This window comes from Euzebyales bacterium (genome assembly GCA_036374135.1).
Taxonomy (GTDB): Bacteria; Actinomycetota; Nitriliruptoria; order Euzebyales; family JAHELV01; genus JAHELV01.
The window spans coordinates 25915-45253 of record DASUUK010000042.1 but is presented as its reverse complement, the minus strand read 5'-3'; the positions used below and the strand labels follow the sequence as shown (position 1 = coordinate 45253).

Sequence of the window (19339 nt, the reverse complement as noted above, 5' to 3'; positions counted from 1 at the left end):
GGCGACCGGCAAGCGGACCGCAAGAGGGCCGATGACATGTTCAGAGATCGGGAGATACGGCGGCTGGCGTTGGCGAGGCTGCTGTCCGCGGCCGGCGCCGAAGGCACGTTCTTCGTCGGCATCTGGGGTCGGGCGGCCTTCGAGATGGACGCGACGCCGTCGCAGCTGGCGCTGGTGATGGCGGTCATGGGTGTCGCCGGGCTCGTCGGCTCGGCGGTGAGCGGTGCGCTGGTGGACCGGTACGGCCCCAAGCGCCTGCTGCTCGTCGGCGAGATCCTGGTCGTCCCGTCGACGCTGGCGCTCATGCTGCCGTCCACGCTCGCCCAGCTGACACCGGCCGTGGCCGCCGTCAGCTTCTCGTCGATGGTCGTGTTCAACGCCGTCGCGTCGTTCCCGCCGGTGCTGACGAACGATCCGGACAGGCTCGGCCGAGCCAACGCCGCGCTCGAGGTCGCGTTCACCGGGGCGTTCGTGCTCGGGCCGGCCGGCGCTGCGCTGCTGAGCACCGTGGTCGGGCTCGCGGCGGTGTTCGTGGCCGATGCGGCCACGTCGCTGCTGGCGGTCGCACTGTGCAGCCGGCTGCCGCAGCGGATCGCCTACGACACCGACGAGCGGGCATCGCTGGGCTGGCGTGAGATGACCGCGGGCCTGCGGTACGCGTACCGCCGGCCGCGCATCCGTCACGTGTTCTCCGTGGGTGCCGTCATGTGGTTGTCGATCGGTTTCTTCGCGGCGCTGGAGCCGCTGTACTTCCGCGAGACCCTGCAGGCCGACGCGGCCACACTCGGCTGGGTCAACTCGGTGTTCGGGCTGGGCATGGCGTGCGGCGCCGTGCTGGTCGACCGGGCTCCGCGGCGGTTCGCCACCCTGCCTCGGGTCACGGTGCTCGCGGCGGCCTGCGGTCTGGGCGCGATGCTGTACTCGGGCACCGCCACGCTGACCGTCGTCATCGTCGGCGCGTTGGTGTGGGGGGCGCTGCTGGGCCTGCTGTCGCCGAGCGTGCGCACCCTGGTGCAGGTCGAGACGCCCGACGCGTTGATCGGTCGGGCGATGGGAGCGATGCAACTGCACGAACGTGCGGGCGACCTGACGCCGCTGGCCGTGGCACCCTTGCTCGCGTCCGCGTTCGGACCGCAGGCGGTGCTGGTCGGGTCGGGCATGCTGGTCGTGCTCATCGCCCTCGCGTTGGTGCCCGCCTCGCACCGCCTCGAGGACGGCCCGCAGCCGGACGCTGCGGTCGCGTGCTGACGCGGCCGGTCCGTGTGGGCTGCTCGCGCGTCAGCCGGCGTTGCCCCGGCGGGCGACCACCACGTAACGGTCGACGTCGGGGCCGTGGCTGCTCGACGTCGGCTTCAGGCCCGCCGCGTGCAACTCGTCGGTCAGTTGGCGGTGCGTGAACGGCCAGAACGTCAACCGCTCACCGACGACATCGACGACCTGTCGACCGTCGAGCACCGCCACCGCCACCTCGAGGTGGTGGGGCGCCTCCCACTCCTCGGGCAGCGACCAGGATCGGATCGCAAGGCCGGCTCGGCCCGCGCGTTGCACGAGCGCGTCATCGACCTCCAGACCCGGCCGCCGGTCGCGCAACCGCTCCCAGTTGCGTGACGTCACGGCCAACGCGCCCCGCGGCGTGAGCACGTCTGCCATCGCCGCCAGTGCCGCGCGCCGTCCGGTCGCGCCCTCGGCGTGCGTCAGCGAGTTGCCGACGCAGAAGACGGCGTCGAAGCGGCCGTCGACGGTGCCGCGCAGGTCCTCCCAGCGGCTCACCGCCGTCCGCACCTCGGCGTGGTGGGCGGCGGCCAGCGCCCGGGTGCGGTCCACCATGCCCGGGCTGGCATCCGACGCGGTGACGTCGAAGCCGTGGAGGGCCAGACCGACAGCCAGCTGGCCGGTGCCGCACGCGCAGTCGAGCACGCGTGCCCCGGCCGGTAGGTCCGCCACGATCCCGGCGAACGCGGTGAACGCCCCTTCCGGTTCCAACAGCATGTCGGGCACGAGCCAGTCGTAGACGGACGCGAGCGCGTCGTACGCCGTCACGGCGCATCCGTCCTGGTCGATCCGGCGGTCGCCCACGCATCGGCGATGATCCCGGTGGCGATGGTGGCGGCGGCACTGGCCAGCAGCGTCCAGCTGACCAGGTGGCTCAGGTCGGTGCGGAGGCGGTGTGCTGGCACGGTCATCTCCCCTCGATGACGTACCTGTAGCCAAGCATGTCGTGCGGAGGGAGCAACCCCCACGGGTGGCTGCGCGAGGGCCTCGGGTCGGTCAGCCCACGGTGGCCAGGCTGCGTTCCCGCAGGTGACGGGTCATCTCGCGGGCGAGCTCCACCAAGCGGGCGGCCGTCGGCGACAGCGTGCGGTCGCGGCGCCATCCGATCGAGACGCGCCTGGGCGGGACCGGCGGATCGAGATCGCGGATGGCCACGCGGGGGTCATCGGTGTCGACGGCGAGCATTGGCATGACCGCCATGCCGACGTTGGCGCGGACCATGCCGATGACCGCGGCGTTGTCGTTGGCGCGGAACACGTAGTCGGGTTCCAACCCGCACGCCCGCAGGTTGTCGTCGACACGCCGCTGGCACAGGTTGTCGGTCTGCCCGATCAGCGCCCGGCCGCGGAGCGCGTCGACGGGGACGGGCCCGTCGCCCACGTCGTCCGGCAACGCCACGAGCACGAACGGGTCGACGAAGAGCACCTCGTACTCGATGCCCTCCTTTGGCTGGTCGGCCGCCATGAACGTCAGATCCAGTTCGCCGTCGAGGACCCGGCGCGCGAGCTCCTCCTCGTCGTCTATCTCGAGCAGACGCGCCTCGACGTCCGGTCGTTCGGCGCGCAGGCGACCGATCAGCTCGGGCAGCAGCGCCGTCGACACGCTCTGGAAGGTGCCGATGTCGACCCGTCCGATGGCGCCGGCGCGGAATCGCTCGATGTCGGCGGCCGCGGTCTCGGCGCGTGCTATCACGTCGCGCGCGTGGTCGACGAGCAGCGCCCCCAGCGGTGTGAGCTCCACCGGGCGCGGGCCGCCCGGGCGGTCGAACAACGGCGCGCCGACGACACGCTCGAGCGCGCCGATCTGCTGGCTGACCGCCGACTGCGTGTAGCCGAGCAGGTCGGCGGCGCGGCCGAACGTGCCGGCCGTCGCCACGGCTCGCAGCGTGATCAAGTGGCGGATCTCCAGGTCCCGTGCAGTCACCATGTACATCAGCTCCGCTTATCGCTAAGACCAAATACTATCGCTGGTAATGATGATCATGCAACCCTATCGTGGACGTCGACAACACCGAGTGAGGAGGACGCCATGGGCACCATCGACCGGTACCTGTACCGCATTGCCGACGACATCGACCGTGAGGGCATCGCCGCGGTGGAGGCCGACGTCGCCTCCGTCGTCCGCCGGGCGCGGGACGTCCAGATCGCCGGCGTCGCACTCGACGTGCTCGCCGATCGCGCCGAACCCGCCATCGCGCGCGCCCGCGCGTTCGGGATCGTCGCCACGCGCCTGTACCTGCACGACCGTGCGGGCACCCCGCACGGGTCCCTCGCGGCGGCCGGGGTCTGACCGTGTCGCCCACCACCTACCGGCGCCGGCAGGTGCCGCGCCGGTAGGTCATAACATCTGCGCTACACCCGGGCACAGGGTGGTGACGTGACGTTCGGTCGTCGGGTGCGGGTCATTGGCCCCGGCGACGCGCCCGCTGCGGTGGCCACCATGGCGGTGGAGGTGGCGCCCATGGCTGCACCAGCCGAGCAGCGGATCGTCCGCGTGCGCACGCTGGCAGCGGTGTGCGGCACCCTCGCCGGGGTGGGCGGACTGGTCCACGGCGTTGGAGAGATGGTCCAGGGCAGCGCGTCGCCAGCCGGGATCGTGTTCGACTCCTGGGTCGACGGTCCCATCGCGCGGAATCTGGGCGGGGAACCCGCGATGACCGTCGTTCCCAGTCTGCTCATCACCGGCGTGCTCACCGTGCTCGCGTCGTCCGCAGTCATCGCCTGGTCCTGGCGCGCGCTTGACCGTCCTCGCGCCGGAACCGGCTTGGTGCTGCTGTCCGCCGCCATGCTGCTCGTGGGCGGTGGATTCGGTCCTCCGATCCTCGGGATGCTCGCGGGCCTGGTGGCCGGGGGAGCGCACGCCCCGGTGACGCGATGGGCGGGCCGGTTGGGCGGCCGGGCGGGACAGGCGCTCGCCGCGATCTGGCCGGCGATGTTCTGGGTCTGTGTGCTGAACGCGGTGTTCCTGGTGGTCGGTTCATTCGTCCTCGGTGGTCTGCTCGGCCTGGCGGTCCCCGATCTGTTCGTCGCGAGCCTGTTCCTCGTGGTGCTGTCGATGCCGCTGGCGGCGCTGGCCGGCGTCGCACACCGGGTCATCCACGAGCCTGACGCGGCCGACGCGGTCGGGGCGGTGACCGGGCGCGAGGCGACGCTGCAGCCGTGACGCACCCACCGTGCGTTCGTGACGACCACGGCCTGGCGGCGTGCGTCGACGACGTGCTCAGCCGGTGACCGGCCGTCGGTTGCACGTCGACGTCATGCCCCTCGTCTGGTCCCGGGCCGCGCTCCGTAGCCCGCGGAATCGTCCGGTGCGACCGGAAAGGGCCTTGCGACGCACACCCGGTCATCTGTCGAACGCGCTGTCGTGCGACGATTGCACAGATGGCTGCGTCGTGCGCGCTGTCGATCCGACCTCAGGAACGTGTGCGATGCCCGCTGGCATGAGACCGACCGCCGACGACCGCCTGCGCGTCCGTGTGCGGATCACCGGGAACGTGCAGGGCGTCGGCTTCCGCCAGTACGTCCACCGCCTGGCGGGGCAGCTCGGCCTGGGGGGCTTCGTCGGCAACGACGCGCAGGGTGTGGTCACCGAGGTGGAGGGTGCGAGCCCTGCGGTCAGGGGCTTCCTGACGCGCCTGCCGGCCGAGGCGCCCGGGGCGGCGGTCATCGACCAGGTCACGTCGGCGCCGGTCGACGTCCGCGGTGACGACGCGTTCACCGTCGTGGTCAGCGACGCCCCGGGGCCGAGGCACGTCCCGGTGTCACCCGACATCGCGCCGTGTGCGGACTGTCTCGCCGAGCTGTTCGATCCCGACGATCGCAGGTTCCGCCATCCGTTCATCAACTGCGCCAACTGCGGTCCCCGCTACTCGATCGTGCGCGACGTGCCCTACGACCGCACGAACACGACCATGGCTGGGTTCGCCATGTGTGACGCGTGCGCCCGCGAGTACGCAGACCCGACCGGCCGGCGGTTCCTCGCGCAGCCGCTGTGCTGCCCGGCGTGCGGGCCACAGCTGTCGCTGGTCGACGGTGCGGGCGCGCGGCTCGTCGGCGAGCCGGGCCCACGCCACGGCGGGCCCCGCTCGCATGACGACGCCGCGCTCGCGCGGAGCGCGGCGCTGCTGCGGGCCGGGCGGATCCTCGCGGTCAAGGGGCTCGGCGGGTTCCATCTGGCCGTCGACGCGACCGACGAGGCCGCGGTCGCGCGGTTGCGTACGCACACGGGCCACCAGGCACGGCCGTTCGCGGTGATGGTCGCAGACCTCGACGCGGCCCTCGCGCTGTGTGAGGCCGACGTGCACGAGCGCGCTCGGCTGACATGGTCGACCGCGCCGATCGTGGTGCTGCGCCGCCGCGACGCCTGCCGGGACGGCGTCGCGGCACCCACTGCTGACGAGGGGTCGACGAGCGCGGCGACCATCGTGTCCTCGGTGGGGCCCGGCAGCCGCGACCTGGGCGTGATGCTGCCCTACACACCGCTGCACCACCTGCTGGTCGCCGGCGTCGGACGCCCGATCGCGTTGACCGGCGGCGCCGTGTCCGATGCGCCGGTCGGTGTCGACGACGCGGACGCCATCGAGCGGCTCGGTGGGATCGCCGACGCGTTCCTCACCCACGACCGCCCCGTCCACATCCGCGTCGACGACTCGGTGGTGCGGATGATGGGCGACCGGCCGTTGCTCGTCCGGCGCTCGCGCGGGTACGCGCCGCAGCCGGTGCTGCTCGGCCGCCCGGTGCCACGGCCGGTGCTGGCGGTCGGTGCCGAGCTCGAGAGCACCGTCTGCCTGGCCTCGCAGCGTCGGGCGTACCTGTCCCACCCTCTTGGCGACCTGGGCAGCGACGGGACGTACCGGTCGCTCGCCGGCGTGATCGACCACCTGTCGCGCCTGTTCGACATCACGCCCTCGGTCGTCGCCCACGATCTGCATCCCGGGTACCTGTCGACCCGATACGCGCGTGACCTCGACGGTGTCGACAGAGTGGGGGTGCAGCACCACCATGCACACGTGGCGTCGTGCATGGCCGACAACGGCGTCTCGGATCCGGTGATCGGTGTCGTGTTGGACGGCCCGGGCCACGGGACCGACGGCACGATGTGGGGCGGTGAGATCCTCGTCGCCGACCTCGGGACCTTCGAGCGCGCCGGGCACCTGCAGGCGGTTGGACTGCCGGGAGGCGTCGCGGCGACCCCCGAGCCGTGGCGCATGGCGGCCAGCTGGCTGCACCGCGCGTACGGCGACGACGTCCCGGAACTGGCTGTCGGCACCCGCATCGCGGACCGCTGGGCGTCGGCGCTCGCCGCCGCGCGGGCGGGGGCCGATCCGCCGTCGACGTCGAGCGCGGCCCGGCTGTTCGACGCCGTCGCCGCACTGGTCGGTGTGCGCGACGCGGTGACGTACGAGGGCCAGACGGTTGTCGAGTTGGAACAGGCCGCCGCTCCGGCTGTGCGCGACGGCTACCGCGCCGCGCTCACCGGAGGCGAGCCGTTCACGATCGACGGCGCCACACTGATCCGCGCAGTGGTCGATGACCTGCGCGTCGGCACGCCGGTGCCGGTGATCGCCGCCCGCTTCCACGCCTGGATGGTCGCCGCGATCGTCGCGGCATGCGGCCGGGTCCGCGACACGACGGGCCTGTCGATGGTCGCGTTGTCGGGGAGTCTGTTCACGAACGTGCTGTTGGTCGAGCGGGCCGTCTCCGCCCTCGACGACGCGGGCTTCACGGTGCTCACCCACGGACGTGTGCCGCCCAACGACGGGGGCATCAGCTTCGGCCAGACCGCGGTCGCCGCCGCCCGCGACCGCGCCCCCGCGACGTGAGCGCCCCGGTCCGCGTCGACCGCCCGACGACGTGGCGCGTCTGGTTCCCCTATCGTGGCCCCTGATGTCCGCTATGGGGGCGATCGTGGCGCAGAGACCGATGGTGACCCGCGGCGAGCGTGCGGCGGACTTCGTCGCACGGCGCGGTGACGGCCAACCCACGCGCTTCTACGCCTACACGGGTGGATCGCCGACGGTGCTGGTGTTCTCGGGTGGTGGTGGGCGGTCCGCAGCACGAGCAACGCGTGACGTGGTTGCGGATGCGCTCGACGACGACGTCCGCGTCCACGCCATCGCGGCCGGTCCGCCCGGCTCCGACGAGACGGTGTTCAACGACCCGCAGGGCATGGTGCACGCGGCCTACGGGGTCCCGGCCGACGGCGACCCAGCCGTCGTCGTGCTCGATCCGAACGTTCGCGTCGCGATGGCCCACGTTCACCACGACGACACGACGACACGGGCAGCGGTCGCGTCCGCGGTCGCGAACGTCGCCATCAGGCGCGCCGGGTCCACCATCCGACACACCGCGCCGGTCCTGTTCGTGCCCGAAGCGCTCGATCCGGCGTTGAGCGCGCAGTTGATCGACCTGTGGAGCTCGTCGGACACCGTCGAGACCGGGGTGGAAGCCACCGTCTCCGGGCGCCGTGCCGAGGCGACCGACCGACTGCGCAAGCGACGCCGGGACCACACGGTCGCCGACCCCGAGCTGCTGCGCGCGCTGTCCTCGCACGTCGGGCGACGCGTCATCCCCGAGATCCGCAAGGCGTTCGCGTACGAGGCGAAGCGCTTCGAGGGCTTCAAGATCGGCTGCTACGACGCCGAGGACGCCGGATTCTTCACCGCGCACCGCGACAACCTGAGCCCGGCAACGGCACACCGCCGGTTCGGGTTGACGTTGAACCTCAACGACGACTACGAGGGCGGGGAACTGCGGTTCCCCGAGTACGGACCCGAGCGGTACCGACCAGGGGCTCGGGAGGCGCTGGTGTTCTCAGGTGCCCACCTGCACGAGGTCCTGCCCGTCACCCGGGGCCGGCGCTTCGTGCTGCTGTCGTTCGTCTTCGGCGACGAGTCGGCCGGATCCTGACCCCGGCACCCGGACGGTCGCCCAGTGCCGCGCCGCCTCGAGCCTCGTTGGACGTTGCCGTCGTCGGCGTCATCTGAGACCCGGGCGCGATGTCGGCCAAGATGCCCCTTTACCGTGCGCGCCTCCCGCGTTAGCGTCGCGGTATGTCAAATCGCATGAAAGGCGAGGACGTGGCAGACAGCGTGTACCGTGTGACCGAGGTCGTCGGCGTCAGCAGCGAGTCGTGGGAACAGGCGGCACGCAACGCCGTTGCGACGGCGTCGGGCACCCTGCGCGACCTGCGCGTCGCCGAGGTCGTCAAACAGGACCTGACGACGGAGGGCGGGAGCGTGAAGCAGTTCCGCACCCGGCTGGCCATCTCGTTCAAGTACGAGTCGATCGACTAGGGTCTGTCTCTCGGACCGGTCGTGCACCGAGGGTGCAGCTGCGCCCGGCTCGCAAGGCGCAGTGAGCGACGCATACCGGGTCGTATTCGCGCGAGCTGCAACGACGCGAGCCGGGATGCAGATGTGACCAAATGCCGGCCGGGACCGGGAGACAGACCCTAGCGACGGAGCCTTCGGCGCCGTCCCGCGTCAGCGCAGGGCGCCGGCCACGACGCCGTGGCGGTCGGTCAGCGCAGCAGGCGGCGCAACAGGCCCTTCCCATTGGCGCTGCGGCGCCGGCGGGGGTCAGGGCGCGTCGTCCGTCGGCCGCGCGCCGGCGCCTTCGTGCCGGAGGTGCCGCCGGACAGCATGCGGCCGACCTGCTGCATGATGTTGCCGGTTGTCCTTGTGCGCTGGGACCGTGCCATGGGTGCTCCTTGTCTCGGTCGCCACCGATGCCCGCGCCGCGGATCGATACACCTCTGACGGCGGGACGATCGCCGCCACCGGCTGACGGGGCCGGATCCGCCGTGGCGCGGTGGTCGGAAGATCCCCGCGACACGGGCGTGGCGGTGTGGGAGACTGAGCGGCGGTCCACGCCGTCAGGAGGGTCAGACATGGCGCGTTCGGTTCGGGGACGGATCCTTGCCGCGGTCGGGGTGGCGCTGCTGCTCGCCGCGACGATGACCGGTGCGGGCGCCCACGCAGGCCCCGACGACGATCCGGAGGTGCTGGGTCATTCGTCCGGCGAGGAGGTCAAGCGGATCTCCGGAGCAGGACGTGGCATGCCGTCGATCCGCGGGCCGTTCCCGGACACCGAGGGCCTTGAGTTCCTCGGCCAGCTGACCAACGCGGAGCTCGGCGTGGAGCGCCTGATCTTCACGGGCGCCTCGTGGCTGTCGGACATATGGGGATGGACCTCGCCGGACACCGGCGATGAGTACGCGCTGGTGGGCACCTCGTCAGGTGTCGCCTTCGTGCGCGTCACCGATCCGGCCGATCCCGAGTTCCTCGGCCTGCTGCCGACGACCGAGCCGGACACGATCCGCAACTTCTGGTGGGACATCAAGACCTATCAGGATCACGCCTACATCACGACCGAGGTCCGCGGCGCGGGCGTGGCCATCGTCGACCTCACCCAGCTCGACGGGCGCACGCGCGTCGAGCCGGGCACCGACGCCGCCGTCATCACGCCGGTGGGTCGGTACGACGACGCGGGCTACGTATCGGCCCACAACATCTCGATCAACACCGACACCGGCTACGCCTACCTGACCGGCGTCGCCAAGGACGCCGCGGTCGATCCGGACTTCATCGCCGAGAGCCTCGTGGTGCTCGACCTTACGAACCCCGCCCAGCCCGTCGAGGTCGCGCAGATCGGTGGCATCGACTCGCACGACGCCCAGGTCGTGTCGTACGCGGGCCCGGACGCCGATCACCAGGGAGCCGAGATCGCCGTTGTGTTCAACGGTGGAGATCTCGAGGTCGGCATCTACGACGTCAGCGACAAGAGCGCGATCGAGGAGCTGTCGACGACGACCTATCCCGGCGCGTCGTTCACCCACCAGGGCTGGCTGACCGAGGACCACAGCTACCTGCTCGTCGGTGACGAGGAGGACGAGCTGTTCGGCATCTCCGATCCGCAGAACGAGGATCTGCCCGACACGGCGCGGACCTACATCTTCGACGTGCGTGACCTCGACGCGCCGGAGTTCATCGGGTTCTACGACTCGCCTGCCGCGTCGATCGATCACAACCTGTTCGTGGATGGCACGAACGTGTGGCAGGCCAACTACACGGCCGGTGTCCGCGTGCTCGACGCGTCGGACGTCGCGGACGGCGTGCTGACCGAGATCGCGCACATGGACACCGAACCGCGCCTGCCCAACCGGAGCATGAGCCAGAACATCAACATCTTCGCTGGGCCGTGGGGCGTCTACCCGTTCTTCGAGTCCGACACGGTCATCGCGTCGGACGGGCTCAACGGGCTGATCCTGATGCGGCTCGAGTAGGTGCCTGCGTCCGACGCGCGGCGCCACACGCCGCGCGTTCCCGTCGCCCCGGGCACACGCACCCCACTCGAGCTCGCCATGGACGCAGAGGTGCGCGAGCGGGTCGTGCCCGCCTGCGTCCGTTCGGCTGCAGGGGTGACGTCGTACCAGGCGGTACGACGCTGTGGGTGGGACCGGGCGCACATCCGGGGCACAGTGGAGAGCGGAGCGGACCGTCCGGTCCGGCTCCGCGACGCCGAGGAGTGACAGTCACGGTGGACGCCACGGCCGCCTCACCCCGGCGCGCGGACCCCAGGCGGCAGATCACCGCCGCGGTCTTCGTCGCCGTGGCGCTGGGCACCGTCGGGCTGTTCGCCGCCATCACCGTCGCGCCGCTGGCGGCGGTCGAGCTGACGGGTACGTCCCGGTTGAGCGGCGTCCCGACGGCGGCGGCGCTGGCCGGGACCGCGACCGGTGCGGCGATCCTGGCACGGGTCATGGCCCGTCGCGGACGTCGACCGGGACTGGTGCTCGGCTTCGGGCTCGGCGCCGCCGGCGCGGTCGTCGCGGTGCTCTCGGTGGTCCTCGGACTGTTCTGGTCGTTCGTCGTCGGCATGCTCGTGCTCGGTTGCGGCAACGGCGCGAACCTGCAGGCCCGCTACGCCGTCGCCGACGTGCAACCGTCCGAACGCCGGACGACGGTGCTGGGGTGGGTCGTCTGGGCCGGCACGATCGGCGCGGTCGTCGGCCCGTCGCTCGTCGATCCCGCCGGGCTGACGCTCGCCGCGTGGGGGCTGCCCGCCCTCGCCGGCGGAGCCGCGATCGCGGCGCTCGGCATGGCGCTGAGCGCCAGCGTCTGCTCCGCGTTCCTGCGGCCCGACCCGGCCGAGCTCGCCGAGCCCGCACCACCGGACGCCACGCCCGGGTCGGACGACGAGCCGGCGGCCGTGGTCGACGGGTGGGGGTCGCCAGTGGTCATCGTCGCGGTCGTCGCGATGGTCGCGGGGCAGTTCGTGATGGTGCTGATCATGACCATGACACCGGTCCACGCGAGCGGTGCGGGCGCCAGCCTGGGCGCCGTGGGCTTCATCATGAGCGCCCACATCGTCGGCATGTACGGCTTGACGCCGGTCGCGGGCCTCCTGGCCGATCGTGTCGGCAGCGTCGCGGTGATCGCCGTCGGGCTGGCACTGACCGTCGTGGCCGGGCTGCTCGGAGCAGTCGTTCCGGCGGCCGACGTGATGCTGCTCTCGGTCGCGCTGTTCATCCTCGGCCTGGGCTGGAGCTTCGGCTTCGTCGCGGCGAGCGGACTGCTGGCCGCCGGTGTCGCGTCCGCCGAGCGCGCCAGGCTGCAGGGGTCGGTCGACACGGCGGTCTACGCCGCCGCGACGCTCGGCAGCCTCGGTTCCGGCGTCCTGATCGCCGCGGCCGGCTACGCGGCGCTGTGCCTGGTCGGTGCCGCCCTGGTCAGCGTGCCGGCCGTCGTGCTGGCACGGCTGTGGCGTCCGGTGCGTTCCGCCGTCCGACCGGCCTGACGGTGCCACGCGCATCGGCGCGCCGCGGGTGGCGCGCTCAGTCGGTCATGGCGCGGTGGTGGGCGCCGAGCTCCACATAGTGTTGTGCGCCCCGGGTGATCAGCTCGCGTTCGGCGTGGCCGACCTCGCCGCGCACCTTGGCCGGGACGCCCGCCGCGATGGAGCCCGGCGGGATCTCGGTGTTCTGCGTCACCACGGCACCGGCGGCGACCAGGGATCCGCGGCCGACCGTCGCACCGTTCATCAGCACGGCACCCATGCCGATGAGCACGTCGTCCGCGATGTCGCAGCCGTGGATCACGGCCCGGTGCCCGACCGTGACGCGGTCACCGACGCGCAGGGGGTACCCCGGATCAGCATGGCCGATGGAGCCGTCCTGGATGTTGCTGTCCGCGCCGATGCTGATGTCGGCCACGTCGCCCCGCAGGACCGTGCCGTACCACACCGACGACCGGGCGCCGATGCGCACCCGGCCGATGATGGTGGCGCCGGGCGCGACGAACGCGTCGTCGGCGACATCGGGGTCGGTCCCAGCGAACGGCAGCACCCGTGGTACGTCGTCATCGGCACGTGCGTGTCCGGCTCCTGTGCGCACCTGTGGCTCCCGGCTGGTCGTCGTCGCGGCTGCGGCGCGATCGTAGCGGGCAGTCACGGCTGCCAGCCCAGGACCGTCGTCCCGACCCACAGCACGCCGGCGATCGCGGCGGCGGTGACGAACGGCACGGCCAGCACCACGCCGGGGTCGGACCGTCGTCGCCGCCACGCGACGAGCAGGCCGGTGATCCACAGCCCGTGCACGACCAGCACGCCGGCGCCGGGTGCGATCAGCCCGATCGGCAGGATCGGTACGAACAGCAGCAGGTGCAGCACCAGTCCGGCGATGGTCATCGCGCGGTCGCGAGGCAGCACCGGTCGGTCGGCGCGCCGGGACCGTGGCTCGATGCCGATCAGCGCGGCGGCGAGCGCCAGCACCAGGCTGGGCAGGATCCGCGGCGGCGGCTTCAGCCCCATCAGGTCGGCCAGGTACAGCAGCAGCGCGATCCCCGCGAGCGACCACGCCGTCACGCGGCGCGTGCGTAGCGACATCGCTCCTGCCATGCAGCAATGATCCCACACCGCCCCCGACCGAGATGGCCGTTGACGCCCGTCGCCTCCTTCGGTTCACTCGGGGTCCAACCCAATGAGCATCGGGGGGTCCACATGAGACACGGCCGTACCCGCATCGTAGTGATCGCCGTGCTGGCGCTGCTGGCGTCGCTGCTGCCGCTGTCGCTCGCCGGCGCCGACGAGCACGTCCCCGTGCCTGGCGGCCCCTTCGTGCCTCCGGCCCAGCCCGAGGCCAACCGGTCGGCCATGCTCGACTACGAGACGATCGTGGACCAGCTCTTCGCGCTCGAGGCGCGCAGCGGCGGCGCGCTCGAGGTAATCGAGATCGGTACGTCCGGCCAGGGGCGGACCCTGTACGGAGCTCAGATCGGCGACGGCGACACGCGCATGTGGATCCAGGGTCGCATCCATGGCGACGAGCCGTACGGCGCCGAGGCCATCCTCGATGTGCTCCAGAGCCTGGTCGCCGGCGGCCGCCACGCGCGTGAGGTCCTTGACGAGATGACCTTCCTGATGATCCCGATCTACAACGTCGACGGCTCCGAGGCCTACATCCGCCAGGACGTCATCAACGGCATCGACCTCAACCGCGACTGGGGCGTCGCCGAGGACCTGTCGCGGCCGCTGACCGAGTTCACGGCCGTCGAGTCGCGGGCCTACTGGTACGCGTGGGCGGACTTCCGCCCCGACTACGCGCTGGACCTGCACCACCAGGGCACCTACTACGAGTCCGGCACCGACGAGATGACCGCGTTCTCGCTCGGCATCCCGCTGCTGCCCGACAACCTCGACCCCGAGATCTGGGACGCCGCCCGGCAGATGGCCGTCACGGTCTTCGACGCCATCGATCCCAAGGGGTACGCCAACATCACCCGCTACCCCGACATCAACATCCCCGAGGCGGTCATCTCCGCGATGATGCTCGGTGGACCCGGTCCGGAGGGTGAGGATCCCGGCTTCACGACGGCGGCGATGTTCTTCGAGAGCCGCGGCGGCATCGGCACCAAGAGCCGCGGCTACCTGATCCGCCAGAACGTCGAGGGGGTGTGGGCCGTGATCGACGCGATCGCGTACGGCACGCTGGACGAGGCCGACGCCGACCGCTGGGCCGAGCTGCCACGCCGGGGTCAGTCGATCAGCACGAGTGACCGGTTCCCGAACTCGCCGTGACCTCCAGAGGGCGGGCCGGGTCTCAGCCGCGTGAGACCCGCCCCGCCGCCGCCCCGATCGAGGGCGACATGCAGGACGTGCTGGAGGAGTTCCGGCGCTCGCTGGACCCCGAGCGCTTCCCGGCGATGATCGCCCACGTCGAGTGGCACCAGACCGACCCGGAGGCCAATGAGTTCGAGTTCGTCCTCGACCTGATCCTCGACGGACTGGAGGCCTGAGATGCGGGTCGCGGTGTACGGCGCCGGTGGCATCGGTGCGTACTTCGGGGGCCGGCTGGCGGCGGCGGGCGTCGATGTCGCGCTGATCGCGCGCGGTGCGCACCTGCGGGCGCTGCAGGCGGACGGGCTGCACGTCCGCAGCCCGAAGGGCGACATCGATGTCGCGCTCACGGCCACCGACGACCCGGCTGACATCGGGGCGGTCGATGTCGTCCTGTTCACCGTCAAGTCCCAGGACACGACCGACGCGGCACGGCGGCTGGGACCGCTGCTCGAGCACGATACCGCCGTCGTCTCGCTGCAGAACGGCGTGGGCAACGAGGAGGCGATCGCCGCCGAGATCGGGTCGCACCACACGCTCGGCGGCGTGGTCTACCTGCTGTCGACCATCTCCGAGCCCGGCACGGTCGTGCACTCGGCCGGCCCTGCCACGCTCATCTTCGGCGAGCTCGACGGCGAGCGGACCGAGCGGGCTGCTCGCCTGTTCGACGCGCTGCGCACCGCCGGCGTCGACGCCACCCTGTCATCCGACGTCCGGCAGGCGATCTGGGACAAGTTCGCCTTCATCTGTGCCCTGTCGGGCATGACGGCCGCCGTGCGGCTGCCCATCGGCGCCATCCGCTCCGAGCCCGCGTCGTGGCGCATGTTCCGCGATGTCCTGCGGGAGGTCGCGGCGGTCGCAGCCGCCGAGGGCATAGAGCTTTCGGACGAGGCGATCGCCCGCCACGAGTCGTTCGCGCAGGGACTCGAGCCGGGCACGCACTCGTCGCTGCACTACGACATGACGCACGGCAAGCCGATGGAGCTCGACGCGCTCCACGGGGAGCTGCTGCGTCGCGCCGAGGCGCACGGCGTGGCGGTCCCCGCCACGCGGGCGATCGTCGCCATCCTGCAGCCGTGGGCGGCCCGCAACGCTGCCGCATCCGACGCCTGAGGTCGGGACCACGCCTCGGTGATGCCCGCCCCGGATCTGCCTGACCAGGTCGTCGGAGGTCGTGGCTGGTCAGGTCGCGCGTTCGGCCAGCGCATGGAGACCCGACGAGTACAGCCGCATCAAGGTGTTGCACACGTCCACCTCATCGGTGTCAGCGACGTCGAACTGACCCATCCACTCGGCGAACGTCGTCTCGTCGGCGGTCACCCGCCGCAGCCGCATCTCGGACAGGTAGTTGGCGAGCGACAGCGGCGACTCGAGGATCGTGGATGTGCTCGTGTGGTTCAGGTCGTCGAGCGCCAGCAACCGCTCGCGTATGAACCCGCCCTCGACCAGGTGGAAGCTGCGCACGCAGCCGACGGCATCACTGGACCGGCCGTCCTCGATCGCGCTGTCGGCGATCATCGGGTGCCAGCTCGGCAGGCCGTTGAAGTCGCGGACGGTGTCCCACACCGCCTCGACAGGTGCCGACACCACCACACTGCAGTAGACCTTGGACATCTCCGCCCTTGTGCTCGGCTCGTCGTGCGTGCACAGCCTGAGCGCGGCGACCCATCGGGTCAAGGGTCGATCGCACTCCCGTGGTCGCGGAGGACGCGGTGACAGGTGGTGCGGTGGAGGACCTCTACGACGGACCTCGGCGCGCGCTTCGTCGGTCGCAACCGCCATCCCGTGATCGGTGAGTGGGAGACGGTCAGCCACGTCGTGGTCTGCGACGCACCGACCAGCGGGGGGAAGGGTGGTCCGCGTCGGCCGGCCGGCCGGGGGGTGACCCACACCACGCGACCGGTCCGCGCCACGGGGCGATGACTGTTCGTGACGCGGGCGTGAGCCAGAAGGTCTGTCCATCACCCGCGCCACCGTGTACGCTGCGCCATGCGCATTGATGGCGACCTGATCCGCTGGTTGCGGGACCAGCGCGGACTGTCGGTCAACAAGCTCGCGCGGATGTCCGGTGTGTCAGCGGACACGGTCGCAGCGATCGAGGCCGGTGAGTACCGCGGCAGCCCCGAGTGCGCCCGCCGTCTGGCGAGCGGGCTCAGCGGCGCCGGCCACGGTGAGCCGGTGCTCGCCGACGATCTGTGGCTGTACGAAGAGGACCTCGCCTGACCCGGTCGGTGCGCTGCATCACCACTCTGACCGCGGACCATGGCGGGATGCCGGCGGTGGTGTGCGTGCACTAGGCTCCGGTGCGTGCCCTCGAGCGTCAGAACCCTGACCCAGCGTCAGCTCAACCGCGCGGTGTTGGCGCGGCAGCATCTGCTGCGGCGGTCGACGGCATCGCTGCCGGCCATGCTCGAGTCGGTCGGTGGGCTGCAGATGCAGTATGCGCCGAGCGGGTACGTCGGATGCTGGTCGCGGCTCGAGGACGTGAGCCGGTCACGGGTGACGGGTGCGTTGGAGCGTCGGCAGGTGGTGCAGGCGACGCTGCTGCGCTCGACGATCCATCTCGTGTCGGCCGCGGATTTCCCCATGCTGTTCGCCGCCACGCGTATCAGCCGGCAGCGAAGCGGCCGACGCGCGGCGCAGATGCGCAAGCTCGATGAGGTCGATTACGTCGCCATCGCCGAGCAGGTCCGGGGCTGGTTCGGCGACGGTCCGCTGGAACGTCGTGAGCTCATCGCGCGACTCGAGGCCGAGGGCGTCGGCAAGGACCACTTCGAGTCGCTGAGCCAATGGCTCGAGCTTCTGCGTGTGCCGCCGCAGGGAACCTGGGAGCGCCGGCGTGCCCACCTCTACGGTCTGGCGGTCGACGAGTTGGGGGTCTCGGCGGCGTCGATCGACGTGGATGTGGCGATGGAGTTGTTGGTCGAGCGCTACCTCGGCGGGTTCGGACCTGCCGGCCGTGACGATCTCGCGTCGTGGGCTGGCATGCCGGTAGGGGCGTTCGACCGCACGCTCGGGCGCATGACACTGCGCCGCTTCGCCGACGAGGACGGCGATGAGCTGATCGATCTGCCCCGACGCCCGCTGCCGGACGCGTCGACTCCGGCACCGGTCCGCTTCCTCGGTACGTGGGACGCGACGCTGCTGGCGCACGCGCGCCGCACGCAGGTCCTGCCGGAGGACCTGCGGGGTCAGGTGTTCTCGATCCGTCGGCCGCATTCGGTCAACACGGTACTGGTCGATGGGCAGGTCGCGGGCACCTGGCGGATCGAGGAACGCCGGGTCGTCGTCGAGCCGTTCGACACCCTTCCCGCCCGGTTCGCCGACCAGGTGGCGAGCGAGCGCGCCGCGCTGGAGACGTTCATCAGCTGAACGACGGGCTCCCCAGCACGGCGCGTCGCCCTGCGTGACGCGAGCTCCCCCGGCACTCGCGTCACGCGGTCAAGGCGCCGCGCCGCCGCCGCGGAAAGGGGGCTTGGCGAGAGGCGACGGCGACGCGGAGCTGTCGACGCTCCTAGCGGCCCGACGGGTTGCAGAGGCTGAACCCCTGATGCGAACCGGGCTTGTGGCCGTCGTTGCCCATGCCGCCGATCGTCGCCAGCGCGACGATGTGGTGCGCGGCGTACTCCTGACCGCTGAACGAGCCGTCTCCGTCACTGTCGTTGCACGGTCCGGCGTCGTGTGCGAACGCGGGCGCGCTCAGCCCCAGGGTCAGCACGACGGCGAGGAGCAGGACGGCGAAGCGGCGCATCGATGATGCCTTTCGTGATCGGGTGGACGCTGCAACCGGTACTACGTGCAGCCGCCCGGTGAGGTTCACCGTCACCCGCAGATTCGATGTGCCACGTATCGCCTCGACGAGGCGGTCCCCGTCGCGCCGACTACATTTCCTATTCGAAGACATCACGCCGAGTAGTCTTGCCTGGCTGAGAGTGACTGGCCGACTACAACAGTGCCTTTTTGTTGTGTGTTGTGACAGATGGTGTTGACCCGTGCGGAGCGCACGCCTACCGTGCCGCTCGCACAGGACCATCCGTGTGGATCCTCGAGAGGGGTGGAGGCGTGATGCTGCTTGCGGAGGCACTGAACGAGCGGGCTGACGCGCAACGACGGTTGTCGGATCTGCGGTATCGCATCGGTGAGAACGCGCGGGTCCAGGAGGGCACACGCCCGGCGGAGGACCCGCAGGTGCTGCTGAACCGGGCGATGGACATCAGCGAGCGGATCCGCGTGCTGGCCGTCGCCGTCAACGTCACGAATGTGGCGTCGACGCTGCCGGACGGCACCACCGTCACGGAGGCGTTGGCGCACCTCGACGCGCTCGGACGCCAGATCCGTGTGCTGACCGAGGCGGCTGACCGTGCCGCCGACCGGGTCGCCCGTCGCGGTCGGTCCGAGATCCGGGAACTGGCCATGTTCGACGTCGGTGGTCTGCGCGACGACGCTGATCGGCTGGCGGTCGAGCGTCGCGAACTCGACGCCGCACTGCAGCTCGTCAACTGGACGACCGAGCTTCACGTGCCGGTCTGAGATCGCCGGACCCACGACCGCGTCCGGGTGGGGCGGATCCAGATCGCCGACATCACGGTGGAGCGACCCGTACCGGAGGAGGCGAGCGCGAACATCTTCGCGGGTGCCGCCAGGCCGAGTCGGCAGGTCGAGGAGTCGGCACCTGCGGCGTCAACGTCCAAACGCCCGCAAGCCGGACTGAGTCGCCGCCGTCACGGGCGCAGCGGGCGGAGCAGCACCATGACGACGGTCGCCGTGGCGACCGTCACGGCGACATCGCCGACGTGCACGCCGTGACTGTCGCGGCCGACCAGCAGTGGTCCCTGCAGCACCCACTGGCCGGCGATGACGCCCAGCGTCAGGAACACCATGTACCCGGCCAGAGCCAGGCGGACGAGTATCGACATCAGACCACCATGCCCCATGCCGGGACGCCATGCCGG

The 19339-nt window shown here is 71.3% G+C and carries 23 protein-coding genes; 14 read left to right on the top strand and 9 right to left on the bottom strand.

Annotated elements, in window-relative coordinates; translation table 11 throughout:
* Positions 1-36: 36 nt before the first annotated feature.
* Complete coding sequence (locus VFZ70_07165) at positions 37-1248, top strand: MFS transporter (protein HEX6255578.1); 1212 nt, start codon at positions 37-39, stop codon at positions 1246-1248.
* A 30-nt stretch (positions 1249-1278) separates the two neighbouring features.
* Here VFZ70_07165 and VFZ70_07160 read toward each other — a convergent pair whose 3' ends face one another.
* The 3 genes from VFZ70_07160 to VFZ70_07150 all read right to left on the bottom strand — a co-directional run bounded on the left by VFZ70_07160 (position 1279) and on the right by VFZ70_07150 (position 3198).
* Complete coding sequence (locus VFZ70_07160) at positions 1279-2040, bottom strand: class I SAM-dependent methyltransferase (protein HEX6255577.1); 762 nt, start codon at positions 2038-2040, stop codon at positions 1279-1281.
* A complete protein-coding gene (locus tag VFZ70_07155; GenBank protein ID HEX6255576.1) occupies positions 2037-2183 on the bottom strand; it encodes a hypothetical protein in 147 nt (48 codons plus the stop codon). Before VFZ70_07155 ends, VFZ70_07160 begins: the two co-directional genes overlap by 4 nt.
* An 85-nt stretch (positions 2184-2268) precedes the next feature.
* Positions 2269-3198 (bottom strand): LysR family transcriptional regulator, encoded by a 930-nt coding sequence (locus tag VFZ70_07150; GenBank protein ID HEX6255575.1) that lies wholly within the window; start codon positions 3196-3198, stop codon positions 2269-2271.
* A 102-nt stretch (positions 3199-3300) separates the two neighbouring features.
* Between VFZ70_07150 and VFZ70_07145 the strand changes: the two genes are divergently transcribed.
* The 5 genes from VFZ70_07145 to VFZ70_07125 all read left to right on the top strand — a co-directional run bounded on the left by VFZ70_07145 (position 3301) and on the right by VFZ70_07125 (position 8566).
* Complete coding sequence (locus VFZ70_07145; GenBank protein HEX6255574.1) at positions 3301-3561, top strand: hypothetical protein; 261 nt, start codon at positions 3301-3303, stop codon at positions 3559-3561.
* A gap of 171 nt (positions 3562-3732) precedes the next feature.
* Entirely contained in the window at positions 3733-4434 is a 702-nt protein-coding gene (locus tag VFZ70_07140) for a hypothetical protein (protein HEX6255573.1), read from the top strand.
* 277 nt (positions 4435-4711) lie between these two features.
* Positions 4712-7093, top strand: coding sequence for a carbamoyltransferase HypF (gene hypF, locus VFZ70_07135; protein HEX6255572.1), 2382 nt, complete (start codon positions 4712-4714; stop codon positions 7091-7093).
* Between the two features lie 85 nt (positions 7094-7178).
* Entirely contained in the window at positions 7179-8180 is a 1002-nt protein-coding gene (locus VFZ70_07130; protein HEX6255571.1) for a 2OG-Fe(II) oxygenase, read from the top strand.
* Between the two features lie 170 nt (positions 8181-8350).
* Complete coding sequence (locus VFZ70_07125) at positions 8351-8566, top strand: dodecin family protein (GenBank protein ID HEX6255570.1); 216 nt, start codon at positions 8351-8353, stop codon at positions 8564-8566.
* A gap of 227 nt (positions 8567-8793) precedes the next feature.
* Here VFZ70_07125 and VFZ70_07120 read toward each other — a convergent pair whose 3' ends face one another.
* Positions 8794-8973 carry a hypothetical protein gene (locus tag VFZ70_07120; protein ID HEX6255569.1) on the bottom strand — a complete coding sequence of 60 codons (180 nt, stop codon included), beginning with the start codon at positions 8971-8973 and terminating at the stop codon, positions 8794-8796.
* Positions 8974-9162: 189 nt separating this feature from the next.
* Between VFZ70_07120 and VFZ70_07115 the strand changes: the two genes are divergently transcribed.
* Both VFZ70_07115 and VFZ70_07110 read left to right on the top strand, forming a co-directional pair.
* Positions 9163-10557, top strand: coding sequence for a choice-of-anchor B family protein (locus tag VFZ70_07115; GenBank protein ID HEX6255568.1), 1395 nt, complete (start codon positions 9163-9165; stop codon positions 10555-10557).
* A 254-nt stretch (positions 10558-10811) separates the two neighbouring features.
* Positions 10812-12071, top strand: coding sequence for an MFS transporter (locus VFZ70_07110; protein ID HEX6255567.1), 1260 nt, complete (start codon positions 10812-10814; stop codon positions 12069-12071).
* Between the two features lie 37 nt (positions 12072-12108).
* Here VFZ70_07110 and VFZ70_07105 read toward each other — a convergent pair whose 3' ends face one another.
* Positions 12109-12618: a gamma carbonic anhydrase family protein gene (locus VFZ70_07105; GenBank protein ID HEX6255566.1), complete on the bottom strand. Its 510-nt coding sequence runs from the start codon at positions 12616-12618 to the stop codon at positions 12109-12111.
* 101 nt (positions 12619-12719) lie between these two features.
* Complete coding sequence (locus tag VFZ70_07100) at positions 12720-13169, bottom strand: hypothetical protein (protein ID HEX6255565.1); 450 nt, start codon at positions 13167-13169, stop codon at positions 12720-12722.
* A gap of 102 nt (positions 13170-13271) precedes the next feature.
* On the opposite strand from VFZ70_07100, the gene VFZ70_07095 reads away from it, so the two are divergent.
* From VFZ70_07095 to VFZ70_07085, 3 genes are all read left to right on the top strand, one after another.
* Positions 13272-14348, top strand: a complete 1077-nt coding sequence (locus tag VFZ70_07095) for a M14 family zinc carboxypeptidase (GenBank protein HEX6255564.1) — start codon at positions 13272-13274, stop codon at positions 14346-14348.
* Between the two features lie 68 nt (positions 14349-14416).
* Positions 14417-14566: a TetR/AcrR family transcriptional regulator C-terminal domain-containing protein gene (locus VFZ70_07090; GenBank protein ID HEX6255563.1), complete on the top strand. Its 150-nt coding sequence runs from the start codon at positions 14417-14419 to the stop codon at positions 14564-14566.
* Position 14567: 1 nt separating this feature from the next.
* On the top strand, positions 14568-15500 hold the full coding sequence (locus VFZ70_07085; protein ID HEX6255562.1) for a ketopantoate reductase family protein: 933 nt from the start codon (positions 14568-14570) through the stop codon (positions 15498-15500).
* 69 nt (positions 15501-15569) lie between these two features.
* Here VFZ70_07085 and VFZ70_07080 read toward each other — a convergent pair whose 3' ends face one another.
* Entirely contained in the window at positions 15570-16064 is a 495-nt protein-coding gene (locus VFZ70_07080) for an SRPBCC family protein (protein ID HEX6255561.1), read from the bottom strand.
* Between the two features lie 312 nt (positions 16065-16376).
* Here VFZ70_07080 and VFZ70_07075 point away from each other — a divergent pair, with 312 nt between their 5' ends.
* Together VFZ70_07075 and VFZ70_07070 are read left to right on the top strand one after the other, a co-directional pair.
* A complete protein-coding gene (locus VFZ70_07075) occupies positions 16377-16610 on the top strand; it encodes a helix-turn-helix transcriptional regulator (GenBank protein HEX6255560.1) in 234 nt (77 codons plus the stop codon).
* 84 nt (positions 16611-16694) lie between these two features.
* Complete coding sequence (locus VFZ70_07070; protein ID HEX6255559.1) at positions 16695-17759, top strand: winged helix DNA-binding domain-containing protein; 1065 nt, start codon at positions 16695-16697, stop codon at positions 17757-17759.
* A gap of 142 nt (positions 17760-17901) precedes the next feature.
* On the opposite strand, the gene VFZ70_07065 is transcribed toward VFZ70_07070, so the two are convergent.
* The gene (locus VFZ70_07065; protein ID HEX6255558.1) at positions 17902-18138 is read right to left on the bottom strand and encodes a hypothetical protein; all 237 of its coding nucleotides are present in this window, start codon (positions 18136-18138) and stop codon (positions 17902-17904) included.
* Between the two features lie 314 nt (positions 18139-18452).
* Between VFZ70_07065 and VFZ70_07060 the strand changes: the two genes are divergently transcribed.
* Positions 18453-18917 (top strand): DIP1984 family protein, encoded by a 465-nt coding sequence (locus VFZ70_07060; protein ID HEX6255557.1) that lies wholly within the window; start codon positions 18453-18455, stop codon positions 18915-18917.
* A gap of 191 nt (positions 18918-19108) precedes the next feature.
* Here VFZ70_07060 and VFZ70_07055 read toward each other — a convergent pair whose 3' ends face one another.
* On the bottom strand, positions 19109-19303 hold the full coding sequence (locus VFZ70_07055) for a hypothetical protein (protein HEX6255556.1): 195 nt from the start codon (positions 19301-19303) through the stop codon (positions 19109-19111).
* Positions 19304-19339: the final 36 nt, after the last annotated feature.

What these genes read in the sequence shown, in the direction of transcription:
- VFZ70_07165 (HEX6255578.1), top strand. Translation starts at nt 37, where the DNA reads ATGTTCAGAGATCGGGAGATACGGCGGCTGGCGTTGGCGAGGCTGCTG.
- VFZ70_07155 (HEX6255576.1), bottom strand. Translation starts at nt 2,183, where the DNA reads ATGACCGTGCCAGCACACCGCCTCCGCACCGACCTGAGCCACCTGGTC.
- VFZ70_07150 (HEX6255575.1), bottom strand. Translation starts at nt 3,198, where the DNA reads ATGGTGACTGCACGGGACCTGGAGATCCGCCACTTGATCACGCTGCGA.
- VFZ70_07145 (HEX6255574.1), top strand. Translation starts at nt 3,301, where the DNA reads ATGGGCACCATCGACCGGTACCTGTACCGCATTGCCGACGACATCGAC.
- VFZ70_07140 (HEX6255573.1), top strand. Translation starts at nt 3,733, where the DNA reads ATGGCTGCACCAGCCGAGCAGCGGATCGTCCGCGTGCGCACGCTGGCA.
- hypF (HEX6255572.1), top strand. Translation starts at nt 4,712, where the DNA reads ATGAGACCGACCGCCGACGACCGCCTGCGCGTCCGTGTGCGGATCACC.
- VFZ70_07120 (HEX6255569.1), bottom strand. Translation starts at nt 8,973, where the DNA reads ATGGCACGGTCCCAGCGCACAAGGACAACCGGCAACATCATGCAGCAG.
- VFZ70_07115 (HEX6255568.1), top strand. Translation starts at nt 9,163, where the DNA reads ATGGCGCGTTCGGTTCGGGGACGGATCCTTGCCGCGGTCGGGGTGGCG.
- VFZ70_07100 (HEX6255565.1), bottom strand. Translation starts at nt 13,169, where the DNA reads ATGGCAGGAGCGATGTCGCTACGCACGCGCCGCGTGACGGCGTGGTCG.
- VFZ70_07095 (HEX6255564.1), top strand. Translation starts at nt 13,272, where the DNA reads ATGAGACACGGCCGTACCCGCATCGTAGTGATCGCCGTGCTGGCGCTG.
- VFZ70_07090 (HEX6255563.1), top strand. Translation starts at nt 14,417, where the DNA reads ATGCAGGACGTGCTGGAGGAGTTCCGGCGCTCGCTGGACCCCGAGCGC.
- VFZ70_07085 (HEX6255562.1), top strand. Translation starts at nt 14,568, where the DNA reads ATGCGGGTCGCGGTGTACGGCGCCGGTGGCATCGGTGCGTACTTCGGG.
- VFZ70_07075 (HEX6255560.1), top strand. Translation starts at nt 16,377, where the DNA reads ATGCGCATTGATGGCGACCTGATCCGCTGGTTGCGGGACCAGCGCGGA.
- VFZ70_07065 (HEX6255558.1), bottom strand. Translation starts at nt 18,138, where the DNA reads ATGCGCCGCTTCGCCGTCCTGCTCCTCGCCGTCGTGCTGACCCTGGGG.
- VFZ70_07060 (HEX6255557.1), top strand. Translation starts at nt 18,453, where the DNA reads ATGCTGCTTGCGGAGGCACTGAACGAGCGGGCTGACGCGCAACGACGG.
- VFZ70_07055 (HEX6255556.1), bottom strand. Translation starts at nt 19,303, where the DNA reads ATGTCGATACTCGTCCGCCTGGCTCTGGCCGGGTACATGGTGTTCCTG.